Source organism: Rodentibacter trehalosifermentans (genome assembly GCF_002000545.1).
GTDB lineage: Bacteria > Pseudomonadota > Gammaproteobacteria > Enterobacterales > Pasteurellaceae > Rodentibacter > Rodentibacter trehalosifermentans.
In genome coordinates this window covers 1-10,176 of sequence record NZ_MLHL01000029.1, presented here as the reverse complement: position 1 = coordinate 10,176, position 10,176 = coordinate 1, and the positions used below count along the sequence as shown (strand labels likewise).

Here is a 10,176-nt window from a genome sequence, read left to right as displayed (position 1 = left end):
GCGAAATTGGTAGACGCAGCGGATTCAAAATCCGCCGGTGAATAACCGTGTCGGTTCGAGTCCGACCCTAGGCACCAAACAGAATTTTAAACATGGAAAGCCGCTTTAATAGCGGCTTTTCTGTTGCCTAAAAATCCTTTATTTTCATTGAGTTGCAAATAAAACCAAAATTATTGACTGTATATAAAATCAGTGCTTTAATTCGTATAAAATATGTATTAATGATCAGCATTGATCCTCATTCTGCAATATTTGCACCGAATGTGTCCGATATTGCACCCAAGAATTTAAAGGAAAAAATATGGCATCAATAACAAAAAGAAATAGAAAATGGCGAGTACAAATTCGCCGAAAAGGCGTGTCAAAGTCAGAACAATTCCGCACCAAAGCAGAAGCTATCGCGTGGGCAGATGAAATTGAAACAAAAATAAAAAACGGTAGCTACAACACAGGCATTCCCTATATGACGTTTGCCGAAGTTATCGACAAATACATCAAAGAAGTGAGCCGACATAAAAAAAGCTATCGCGAAGAACGATTACGCCTTATTCGCCTGATGGATATGCCGCTAGGCAGAGTATTATTACAAGATTTATCAGAAAATGACTTCATTTTATGGCGTGATGAAAGATTAGCAAAAGTTAGTGCTGCCAGTGTTTTAAGGGAATGGAACACGCTATCGCATATCATGACAATGTCCTGTGGCGAATGGAAATTTTTAAAAGAAAATCCGCTTAAAAATGTGCGAAAACCCAAAACACCAAAAGAACGCTCACGCCGTTACTCGGATCAAGAAATTGAACGGCTTGTGTTTGTTTCTGGTTATAATTTATCGCACGCCCCCATAACCAAACAAAGCAGAGCTGCAGCGGCAATGCTTTTTGCCATTGAAACCGCGATGCGTGCCGGTGAAATTTGTGGTGCAAAATGGGAACACTTAAATGCACAAAATCGAATTTTACATATCCCTACAAGTAAAAATGGTCATCCTCGCAATGTGCCGCTATCTTCTAAAGCCGTAGAAATTATTAAACATCTTGCACTAATAAAAACGCAAGATTGTGATTTAATCTTTCAATTAAATACAAGATCACTTGATGCGAATTTCAGAATATTGAAAGAAAGAGCCGGGCTTGCAGAGGCAGATTTACATTTTCACGACACACGCCGCGAAGCATTGAGCCGCTTATCTGAAAAAGTGGATGTGATGACTTTGGCAAAAATTTCAGGGCATAGAGACATCAAGATTTTACTTAATACCTACTATGCCCCGAAAATGGAAGACGTTGTGAAGTTGCTAGGCTAAAACGTCTTTCTTCGTTGTTGGCGATGTTTCGCATATTGCACCACTTCGCCAACAAAATAACGCACTTGGTTTGTGGGCTGATTTAAGTCACGTTGTGACGGAACTTGAACCGGACGAGGGAAAAACGGATCAGCGACCACTTCACGCATATGTCTGACTGTATAACCAAAATATTCAGCCACCTGATTAATATCCCACAATTCCTTACTATTTTCATGGATAGCTTGACGGGCTAACAAGCCCTCAAGCTCCACTAATTTTTCCATTACTTGTTCATTTGTTACCATCACAAATCCCCCTCAATTATTTTTCCTTTTACTATATTAATTTCAACTTCTGGTAGTGATTTAACAACCATATTGAATATTTTTGCAATTTCATCATAATTAAAGCCATTAGGAAATTCAGGTTTATAAAAGGTTCTGATTTCATTAATGATTCTTCTTTCTAACTCATTCCGAGAGCATGGATTAGCAATAGCTTTATTTTTTTTCATATACCGCCATATTACTTGCGTTTTTCGATGGTAAACCATATTTTCACCTCGAATGGTATTAGCGATTGCTATATATGCTTGCTGCTTTGTTAATTTCTTATTCAAATCTATAAGTGCTACCATCTCCACCTGTTCCGCCACATCCTTTTTCTACACCGTATTTTTTAGCCATTCTTCGACTATATGGTGGGAGATATCCGCTTACTCTTGCTGGTTTTAACCGTCCCCAAGAAAAATCAGTACTTAGACATTGTGCATAATCCCAAATAGGAATACCTTTTCTATAAGCTCCCTTTTTCAAATATTGACCAAAAACAAGTCTTAATCCAACAACAATTGGATCGTCCTCATTTTCCCAGTATTCCTTACCATGCCAATAAGTCACATATTCACAGAAACTATGGAATTTTTGACCACATTGATGTTTAGCCATTTCTACTGATTCTGAATAAATGCCCATAAATCACCTCTTTTTACCTAACCAACCCTAAAATCCCCCAAACTCTCACCCCAACCAAAGGCTTGAGCCAAAGGAATTTTTACTTCTTCAATGAAAACGTGGTCGTTTTCACAACAAATCCACCGATAGTCATTAAGCCGTAACCTTCCATATTTCATCAACATATCAATTTGACGTGGTTTTAGCGGAAAACCGATAGGCAACATCAATTGATTGGCTTTATGTTCAATTTTTGAACGGTTACAGTTACTGACACAAGTCCAAGCGGCGCTCTGCGCCTTGTTGGTTTCGGTGGTCTCCGAATTGGCAGATATGGAACTCACACCGCCTTTCTTAATCACCCAATTTTTCACTTTGGTGATAATGGTTTTTAAACTAAATCTGTTTGTCACCCCCACAATTTTCTTTCTTGTTTCGCCGTATTTATTCGGCTCGGTCTCTTCATATCTAATGCAAATCGGCTGATCGCAACGTTTCACCATCGCACCACCTTGCACATTCAAATAACTGCCAAAACAACCCACATCAGCCACAGCACGTCCGGTGTCTAACACCTCATCATCGGCATAAGATGCCATTGCGTCATCAATCTTGCGCAACTCACGCCACGTTGAAATGGGCGGCGTGCCGTAAAACTGAAACTGACGAATACCCCAAAGATTCGCCCAAGCACTCACACGCACCACGTTTTCACGCAAGGTTAAATCTTCCACTTCATCTGATTTTTCATTTGCCTGTTTGCCGGCATAGATATTTTTGGCGATATATTTCGCAATGTAGCCAATGGCAGAACCCTTTTCAGGGTCGATTTCATCCACCTTACAACGGTGTTTTTTCGCCCCAAATTCATCGCCATCAAGCTCTAAGGCTTTTTTCTTGAAAAGCGCAATCACCGTTTCTTTGTGTTCCGGTGCAACATAAATCAATAAATGCCAATGTGGTGTGCCATCATGGTGTGGCTCTACACCACGAAAACCGAAAAAGCCAATATCCCGTTTAGCAAATTGCGCACGCAATTGCGCCCACACTTTGTTTAAATAACGTTGAGTGTCCCGTGGGCTTGAACCTTGCCAGTTTTTATTATTTGTTCCATTGTGATGTGTAGCATGGAAAGAAGAGGGCGCAGTCAAGGTTAAAAATAACGAAACATAGTCATTTTCCACCGCCCATTCATCAATGCCTCGCAAGCGGTTCATCATCTCGTTAAAACGAATGGCGGGATTGCCCGTAGAACGTTTCCACATATCAATCAATGGCATTTGTTCCGTTGCATCTTCAAGGTTCTCAAGTACCATCTGTTCAAGAAATTCCATGGTTTCCGCACGTTGTACACGGTAATCACTCAACGCACTTTGCGAAACATAGGGGCTGACTTTTGCCGAAACCGCACCGCAACCAATTTCAACGTGTTCTTTTAATCGTTTTTGTGCCGTTTTTAACTGTCGTAACCAATGTTTTTCACAGACGGATTTTTTCAAATCGCTGTCAATTTTGTTCACATCTAGAAAAGGATTATCAAGAAAGGCGTGCCAGTGCTTAAACGGAAAACCAATATCCGCACAGGTTTTACCGCATAAGCGATACATCTCATGCACAAGATCATCAAAATCATCAACGGTGATTTCACCTTTTGCTTTGCGTTCTGCTTGTTCATTGACAAAATCCGATTGCAAACGGGAAAACAACAAAGCCAGTTTGTATGCCATTTCTTTTAACTGGTGTTCGCTTAACAAATAAAATGGCAACTGTGGAATATGTTTACCTTTGGAAAGGACCACCGCACGGGAGTAAGTATCTCGTTCCGCAAGCCAATCAAGGCTAATGTGATAATGTTGAAAAACCGCCTTTAATCGCTTAGTTAAAATCTCACGCAAATAACTATTGGCATAAGCTGATTGTTTAGTGCCGAATTGAAAGGCGATAGAACCATCATCAGCAACAGAATCAAATGCACGTAACCAAACATTACGGAAATGCTCCCGTTGGCGTTTGCGAGGCAGAACAGAAAGCAGTTTTTCAACATAATCAAATTGATGGGGCGCAGCAGAAAACAACGCCATTTGTGCGCTTGTTGCCGGTGTATTGTCTAAAGTGCGGTTGATTTTGACCGCACTTTTCATCATCAAGGCTCGTGCTTCTGCCATCGCTTGTTCACGCTTGGCAAGATTGAGATCACGTTCTGCTACCCAGTTCATCATAAAGCCTTATTGCATCGCCGTATTGGCTAAATATTCACTATGCAATTCAAAGTATTCTTTAATTTTGGCGTTGGTCGAATTCACCGCACTGAGCAAATCTTCCAAACTCAACACTTCATATTGCGCCAAGTCATAACGGCGGACTTCTTCAATCGCTCCCCAAACCGTGCTATGCAAACCACCAATCGCCCGTGTTTTTTTGTTTGCCATGCCAACTATCCTGATCGCCCAAAATTTCCAATACTTGAAAACGTGCGCCAATCGGCATAATCTCTAACGTCGCCCCGCAATCTAATGCGATACAAATATTTGTTTCAGCCATTTCTCCTCCTAAAAATATTGACTAAGCCAATCCGCTAACAATCCCAACACTACACTCAACACCGCAGCCAAAATCATTAAGCCCAACACCGCCACAATCAATCCCACAATCACATCAATCATTTTCTATTCGCCCTCCACATTGCCCAATCTGCCCGTTTTTTTAACAATTCCCGCCGTGCTTTTGCCGCTTCATCGCCTTTATCTAAAAATTCTTGAAAGGCGACATTGGCGGATTCATCATCGCCTTTGTCCAAGTGGTAAAAGTAGGCAAACAGCTTTTCTTGAGCCTCGTCCATTTTTTTGTATAAATCTTTGGCGGCAAAGGCGAGAGCGCCACGACTTAAAATAATGGTTGCCATTTATTCACCTCGTTTGTCGATTTGTAAAAATTCCCGCTCTGTAATACTTTCCGGAAATGCTTGTGAAAGTAACCGCACTTTGCGAAAAGCACGGGCTATCTTGCGCTGCCCTTGCTCGGTGTAGTGGTGTAGTTTGAACCCCGTGTGATGACGGCTTCTTAAGTCGCTTAAATCCACTTCGGCGATAGTCAGCAGAAATTCACGAAAACCTTGTTGCAAACGGTCAAAACTCCGCTCAACACGAAAACGGCTTTCCCCCAAATAATGCAAGGAATCATCAATACTGCTGATTTTTGGCACAGCTACTTGATGTTCTTTACAATATTTTTCTGCTGCACTTTCTGTTTCTAAAACGTACACCGCACACCCCTTTGTTTATTTCCCTGTGACGAAATCAACCCACTTCTTAAACCAACGTTTCACAGGGTTGCGCCATTTCGCTTTTTCCAATTCCGCCACACGGTCGTTCAACGATTCATTCAACAAAACCTGTTGGGCGTTTAACCCAACTTGGTGTGCCACATGGCGTTCCAACACCTTCACTTTCTGTTCCAATGCCTTCACGGTTTTATTTAATAGCCACACATTTACCCGCTCACGTTTACGGGTAATGCGGCTGTCATAGGTATATTTTTTGCTTATCATTTGCTCAAACTCCCAAATTTAGGTTGCAAAAATCCTGTCGGTTGATTTTCATCAAACGACAAGGGTTAAAAATTAAAGGGAAAATTAAAGATTAATCGGTGGCGATTTCTAACTGGCGTTCATCAATCTGTTTTAACGGCTTATTCGCCATCAACGCCTCAGGGCGTTCGTTATAAGTTGGGGTTCTCACTCGGGTGATTTGACTTGTCACCCTCAATTCAGTCCCACAATTGTTGCAATAAGCAAGAGCGTCAATCACCAACAACCCGATTTTTTCAGAAGTCCGAACCCGAATATTATTGCTTCCGCAGTTCGTACATTTATGATCTACATTCATTCACACCTTTTTTCTTCTTCTGCTATACTGATTCCACCGAACGACTCAAAAGAATCACAATGAAAAATAATCCCATTTTGAATACTGACCCGCTTTATAGTTTGCTTCACATTTTGCTTGAGGATTCAACCCCCACAACAGCAGATCAAGTTCTCTTCGCAAGTAGCCTTTTGTTCTTCGTTCATCAAGCGAATCAGAATCCCGATCTGCCAAGAAACGCATTATTGATGCTTGCTTCTCACGGTATTCCGAAGTACTCGGAATCACTACGCAATTTAGAAGCATATCTACTGAAAGTCCGTGAAGTCCTAGAATCACATCAACAACATCAGACGTATCGTGAAATTTACCGCCTATATAGAGCTTCTCCATTGTTTGAGGTAACAGAAATCGACCTCTCGCCTCGTGGTTAACCTCTAATATTTTCCCTGTTCCCGCAGGGCATTTTTCTTCCTTACTCATCACCCATTTCTCCCTCAAAAACCTGTTTTAAACCTTCATAAATTGTTGTCCAATCAGCTCAAAACTCAATTGATTAATGAATACATTCTTCCAATTTCAACCGAATAAAATCCGGCAAATTACGTTTCTCCGCCTCCGCCAAGGCTTGCAATTTGGCTTTAAAGCTCGCCGTTACCCGAAAAGCGATAATTTCGGTTTTCAGTTCACGTTTCTTTTCTGTTTTTGCCATTTTCTTTCCTTGTTGTTTTTGTTTACTTTGTTATACTTGCTAAAATTTTCCCAAATCAGGAGCCTTTATGACCGCATTTTCCGTAGAAGAACGCCTTTCAAAACTTGAAGCTCAAATGCAAAAAGGAATTGAACGGCAAAATCTACTTTCCGAATTGCTTTCCCTGCAAGGCGAATTACAGCAGGTCATTCTTTATCATTTAAAGACACGCGAAGCGATGAGCGGCGTAGATTCATTTTCGCCATTTCTTGCGCAATGGCACGCTCGATATGATCAGATTCTGTCTGAACTTCCGCCTGAAGATGCAAATGGACGTGAATATGTACGTTCACTACAACGTCTCCTTGAATTTCAAAAGTAGCCATAGTGCCCCTTTGTTTGTTTACATTTGCGAATAGTGTAATTTACAAATGTAAACATCGCAACCTTTTTTAGGAGAATAAATGAAAAAATCTTATTTAGATGTGATTGAGCGAATGAAAGAAATTTCTCAAAGTACCACTGACACAGAGCTTGCAGTTTTACTCGGAGTTCAGAAAAGCTCTATTTCAGCATATAAAAACAGGGGAGTTCCGAAAGACAAACTAATTATTTTTTCTCAAAAATATGGTGTCAGTTTGAATTGGTTAGAAAATGGGGAAGGGGAGCCTGAACCTAACGATAAAATGATCACTTCACTTTATACCGAAGAGCGAGATGAACAGCATGATTTACGGGTCGATTTATTAGATGTGCGATTGGCGGCAAACTCAACAGGTATGATTAATAGCGATTATCCTGAAGTATTATCCCGCCTTTATTTCACAGAGGAAGGCGTGCAACGTTTATTGGGCCGTGTAACCACAAAAGATGTTTATCTTTTTAATGTCCCAACCGACAGTATGATGCCGACTATTATGCCCGATGATTTAGTGTTTATTGATACCAAAATCAATGAATATGTAGGCGATGGCGTTTATGCCTTTAATCTTAATGGCGAACTCTATATCAAACGTCTACAACGTTTGCCAACCGGTATCTTTAGGGCCTTAAGCGACAATCCGCTTTACCCCCCATTTGATATTACAGATGAACTATTTAACACCGCCGTGATTATCGGTAAGTTTATTCGAGCGGTGGAGTTGAAAGCGAAGGTGTTGTGATGATTTGATTATAGTTCTTTCAACATTATGGAAAGACTATTTAATACGGTGGCTGTTTATTGTTTATTTGCTTGCTACCGATTAATCCGAGAGATTTATAAGAAAAGGATAATTTGAATGACTAATATTCATTCTTATTGGGATAATTTAATTGAAATCATTAATGATTTGCAGTATTTGCAAGAAAAAAGCGATTTTGAATGTAAAAAAGCAGAAAATAAATTGCCTAAAGATTTTTGGTTGACTTATAGTGCTTTTTCAAACACACAGGGAGGTATTATCCTTCTCGGAATTTCTGAACTAAATAAACGATTTTCTATTTCAGGTGTAAATGAACCAGATAAAATCATCGATGATATGTTTAGTCAAATGAGAGGAGGGGAAAAGATTAGCATCTGTAATTTATCAAATGATGATGTTAAAGTTATCCCCGTGAATTCTTTACGTATTATTGCAATAAAAGTTAAAAAAGCAGATAACAGTAATATTCCTGTTCATTTAAATAAAGATATACGTTTATCTTATATTCGTTTAAATACAGGCGATCATAAATTATCCCCAAATGAACTAAAAGGTTTATTATCAAGTTACACAAAAAATAATCGAGATAGTAAGATTATTCCTCATACAGGGGTAGATGAAATCAATTTATTAACCCTAGAAAAATATAGACGATACCTAAGAACTATTAATCCCACACATCCTCATTTAGTGCTTGATGATTTGTCTTTTTTAAAGAAAATTAATGCTTATTCAAAAGATATTGAAACAAGGGAGGAGGGGCTCACTTATGCGGGGCTCTTAATGTTTGGTCAACTCCATATTATCCGTCAAAAATTACCCCATTATTTTTTAGATTATCAAGATATTCAAGATGATGAGCGTTATTCGGTACGATTCACTTGTGATGATTTAGAAGAGGGAAACCTTTTCGAATTTTATTTGAAAATTTCATCGTTGCTATTTGATGTTACTAAAAATAGTCATTTTAAATTGAATAACTTAACAAGGACAGAAGAGAACGAAATTACTGAAGCTCTTCGTGAGGCTATTGTAAATGCTTTCACTCATGCTGATTATTTTAACGAAGAAATAGCACTCAAAATTATTAAAACATCAAATCAACTCACTTTTGAAAACCCTGGAGCGATGCTTGTTAGCATAGATGAGGCGATTCACGGGTTAAAGTCAACTTGTCGTAATTCCTTTATTCATAATATTTTTAGGACAATAGGTTTATGTGAACGGCAAGGAAAGGGCGTTGAGAAAATTTTTACAAACTGGGCGAGAGAATTACTCACCAAACCGAATTTATCAACCGATCATTCATCAACAAAACTTATTTTAACATTACAAGATGGAGCAACACTTTTAGCGATACGAAAGTTACAAAATTATTTTGGAGAAATTTTTTCTCAAGAAAAGACATTACATAAAAATATTTTAATTTATGCAGCACTTAATGATGGTTGGATCAACCATACCTTACTTGCAGAAAATATGGGTAATAGTTTCACAGCTCGAGATATATCTCTTGCATTACCACAACTAGATAAGAAAGGTTTTCTAATTGGTAAAGGGAAACAACGTAAAAAGTATTATATCTTACCTTGGTCAGATAATATTGATATCTCTGATGTTTATAGTTCTGAAGATATTAATGTACAAGCTAACGCACAAGCTAACGCACAAGCTAACGCACAAGCTAACGCACAAGCTAACGCACAAGCTAACGCACAAGCTAACGCACAAGCTAACGCACAAGCTAACGCACAAGCTAACGCACAAGCTAACGTATCAGGTGCAGAATCAAAACAAACTAAACTTGTATTTAGAGATGAAGAAGGGAGAATTATTGGTAATTTAGGTAAGGTTATTGATAATACAGCTCAATTAGATCCTATTTATTTACAAAAATTGCGTTCAAAAATCCCTAATGAATTTTATGTATTACGAAAAAAAAGACCGGAAAAAGTAAAAATTTTATTACTTGAACTTTGCAATGAGCAGTATGTATCTAAGGTGGCGTTAGCAGATTTGTTAGGAATGAGTGTATCTGCTTTAGGTCGTCACATTTCAGTATTAGTTGATGAAGGGGTTTTATCACCTGCGTTTCCACAACAACTTACACACAAAGATCAAGCGTATATTGTAAATAAGGCGTAATATTACTAGATCAAATAATCCCTTTAACTGTGAGGGATTATTTTTTTAGGGG

At 38.9% G+C, this 10,176-nt stretch carries 16 protein-coding genes; 4 read left to right on the top strand and 12 right to left on the bottom strand.

Annotated elements, in window-relative coordinates:
• The first annotated feature begins 301 nt into the window (after nucleotides 1-301).
• The gene (locus BKK52_RS06065) at nucleotides 302-1,306 is read left to right on the top strand and encodes a tyrosine-type recombinase/integrase (RefSeq protein WP_077473961.1); all 1,005 of its coding nucleotides are present in this window, start codon (nucleotides 302-304) and stop codon (nucleotides 1,304-1,306) included.
• Here BKK52_RS06065 and BKK52_RS06060 read toward each other — a convergent pair.
• From BKK52_RS06060 to BKK52_RS13650, 12 genes are all read right to left on the bottom strand, one after another.
• Nucleotides 1,303-1,593, bottom strand: coding sequence for a hypothetical protein (locus tag BKK52_RS06060; protein ID WP_077473960.1), 291 nt, complete (start codon nucleotides 1,591-1,593; stop codon nucleotides 1,303-1,305). The two genes, BKK52_RS06065 and BKK52_RS06060, sit on opposite strands and share 4 nt — an antisense overlap.
• Complete coding sequence (locus BKK52_RS06055) at nucleotides 1,593-1,925, bottom strand: hypothetical protein (RefSeq protein ID WP_077473959.1); 333 nt, start codon at nucleotides 1,923-1,925, stop codon at nucleotides 1,593-1,595. Before BKK52_RS06055 ends, BKK52_RS06060 begins: the two co-directional genes overlap by 1 nt.
• Nucleotides 1,900-2,262, bottom strand: coding sequence for a hypothetical protein (locus BKK52_RS06050; protein WP_077473958.1), 363 nt, complete (start codon nucleotides 2,260-2,262; stop codon nucleotides 1,900-1,902). The genes BKK52_RS06055 and BKK52_RS06050 overlap by 26 nt, the downstream gene beginning before the upstream one ends.
• Before the next feature lie 17 nt (nucleotides 2,263-2,279).
• Nucleotides 2,280-4,460 carry a replication endonuclease gene (locus tag BKK52_RS06045; protein ID WP_077473957.1) on the bottom strand — a complete coding sequence of 727 codons (2,181 nt, stop codon included), beginning with the start codon at nucleotides 4,458-4,460 and terminating at the stop codon, nucleotides 2,280-2,282.
• A gap of 6 nt (nucleotides 4,461-4,466) precedes the next feature.
• The gene (locus BKK52_RS13845; RefSeq protein ID WP_242650041.1) at nucleotides 4,467-4,670 is read right to left on the bottom strand and encodes a hypothetical protein; all 204 of its coding nucleotides are present in this window, start codon (nucleotides 4,668-4,670) and stop codon (nucleotides 4,467-4,469) included.
• Nucleotides 4,630-4,782 (bottom strand): hypothetical protein, encoded by a 153-nt coding sequence (locus BKK52_RS13840; RefSeq protein WP_242650040.1) that lies wholly within the window; start codon nucleotides 4,780-4,782, stop codon nucleotides 4,630-4,632. Before BKK52_RS13840 ends, BKK52_RS13845 begins: the two co-directional genes overlap by 41 nt.
• A 118-nt stretch (nucleotides 4,783-4,900) precedes the next feature.
• Nucleotides 4,901-5,143, bottom strand: a complete 243-nt coding sequence (locus BKK52_RS06035) for a hypothetical protein (protein ID WP_077421523.1) — start codon at nucleotides 5,141-5,143, stop codon at nucleotides 4,901-4,903.
• A complete protein-coding gene (locus BKK52_RS06030) occupies nucleotides 5,144-5,503 on the bottom strand; it encodes a hypothetical protein (protein ID WP_077473956.1) in 360 nt (119 codons plus the stop codon).
• A 15-nt stretch (nucleotides 5,504-5,518) separates the two neighbouring features.
• Nucleotides 5,519-5,788 carry a hypothetical protein gene (locus BKK52_RS06025; RefSeq protein WP_077478247.1) on the bottom strand — a complete coding sequence of 90 codons (270 nt, stop codon included), beginning with the start codon at nucleotides 5,786-5,788 and terminating at the stop codon, nucleotides 5,519-5,521.
• 91 nt (nucleotides 5,789-5,879) lie between these two features.
• Nucleotides 5,880-6,125 (bottom strand): hypothetical protein, encoded by a 246-nt coding sequence (locus BKK52_RS06020; protein WP_077473955.1) that lies wholly within the window; start codon nucleotides 6,123-6,125, stop codon nucleotides 5,880-5,882.
• A gap of 54 nt (nucleotides 6,126-6,179) precedes the next feature.
• Nucleotides 6,180-6,587 (bottom strand): hypothetical protein, encoded by a 408-nt coding sequence (locus BKK52_RS06015; protein WP_077473954.1) that lies wholly within the window; start codon nucleotides 6,585-6,587, stop codon nucleotides 6,180-6,182.
• A gap of 73 nt (nucleotides 6,588-6,660) precedes the next feature.
• Nucleotides 6,661-6,816, bottom strand: coding sequence for a hypothetical protein (locus BKK52_RS13650; protein WP_165688462.1), 156 nt, complete (start codon nucleotides 6,814-6,816; stop codon nucleotides 6,661-6,663).
• Between the two features lie 67 nt (nucleotides 6,817-6,883).
• Here BKK52_RS13650 and BKK52_RS06010 point away from each other — a divergent pair, with 67 nt between their 5' ends.
• The 3 genes from BKK52_RS06010 to BKK52_RS06000 all read left to right on the top strand — a co-directional run bounded on the left by BKK52_RS06010 (nucleotide 6,884) and on the right by BKK52_RS06000 (nucleotide 10,124).
• Nucleotides 6,884-7,177, top strand: a complete 294-nt coding sequence (locus tag BKK52_RS06010) for a hypothetical protein (protein ID WP_077473953.1) — start codon at nucleotides 6,884-6,886, stop codon at nucleotides 7,175-7,177.
• 82 nt (nucleotides 7,178-7,259) lie between these two features.
• Nucleotides 7,260-7,958, top strand: a complete 699-nt coding sequence (locus BKK52_RS06005; protein ID WP_077473952.1) for a LexA family transcriptional regulator — start codon at nucleotides 7,260-7,262, stop codon at nucleotides 7,956-7,958.
• 117 nt (nucleotides 7,959-8,075) lie between these two features.
• Entirely contained in the window at nucleotides 8,076-10,124 is a 2,049-nt protein-coding gene (locus BKK52_RS06000; RefSeq protein WP_077478245.1) for an ATP-binding protein, read from the top strand.
• Nucleotides 10,125-10,176 lie beyond the last annotated feature (52 nt).

What these genes read in the sequence shown, in the direction of transcription:
- BKK52_RS06065 (WP_077473961.1), top strand. Translation starts at nt 302, where the DNA reads ATGGCATCAATAACAAAAAGAAATAGAAAATGGCGAGTACAAATTCGC.
- BKK52_RS06060 (WP_077473960.1), bottom strand. Translation starts at nt 1,593, where the DNA reads ATGGTAACAAATGAACAAGTAATGGAAAAATTAGTGGAGCTTGAGGGC.
- BKK52_RS06055 (WP_077473959.1), bottom strand. Translation starts at nt 1,925, where the DNA reads ATGGTAGCACTTATAGATTTGAATAAGAAATTAACAAAGCAGCAAGCA.
- BKK52_RS06050 (WP_077473958.1), bottom strand. Translation starts at nt 2,262, where the DNA reads ATGGGCATTTATTCAGAATCAGTAGAAATGGCTAAACATCAATGTGGT.
- BKK52_RS06045 (WP_077473957.1), bottom strand. Translation starts at nt 4,460, where the DNA reads ATGATGAACTGGGTAGCAGAACGTGATCTCAATCTTGCCAAGCGTGAA.
- BKK52_RS13845 (WP_242650041.1), bottom strand. Translation starts at nt 4,670, where the DNA reads ATGGCAAACAAAAAAACACGGGCGATTGGTGGTTTGCATAGCACGGTT.
- BKK52_RS13840 (WP_242650040.1), bottom strand. Translation starts at nt 4,782, where the DNA reads ATGGCTGAAACAAATATTTGTATCGCATTAGATTGCGGGGCGACGTTA.
- BKK52_RS06035 (WP_077421523.1), bottom strand. Translation starts at nt 5,143, where the DNA reads ATGGCAACCATTATTTTAAGTCGTGGCGCTCTCGCCTTTGCCGCCAAA.
- BKK52_RS06025 (WP_077478247.1), bottom strand. Translation starts at nt 5,788, where the DNA reads ATGATAAGCAAAAAATATACCTATGACAGCCGCATTACCCGTAAACGT.
- BKK52_RS06020 (WP_077473955.1), bottom strand. Translation starts at nt 6,125, where the DNA reads ATGAATGTAGATCATAAATGTACGAACTGCGGAAGCAATAATATTCGG.
- BKK52_RS06015 (WP_077473954.1), bottom strand. Translation starts at nt 6,587, where the DNA reads ATGAGTAAGGAAGAAAAATGCCCTGCGGGAACAGGGAAAATATTAGAG.
- BKK52_RS13650 (WP_165688462.1), bottom strand. Translation starts at nt 6,816, where the DNA reads ATGGCAAAAACAGAAAAGAAACGTGAACTGAAAACCGAAATTATCGCT.
- BKK52_RS06010 (WP_077473953.1), top strand. Translation starts at nt 6,884, where the DNA reads ATGACCGCATTTTCCGTAGAAGAACGCCTTTCAAAACTTGAAGCTCAA.
- BKK52_RS06005 (WP_077473952.1), top strand. Translation starts at nt 7,260, where the DNA reads ATGAAAAAATCTTATTTAGATGTGATTGAGCGAATGAAAGAAATTTCT.
- BKK52_RS06000 (WP_077478245.1), top strand. Translation starts at nt 8,076, where the DNA reads ATGACTAATATTCATTCTTATTGGGATAATTTAATTGAAATCATTAAT.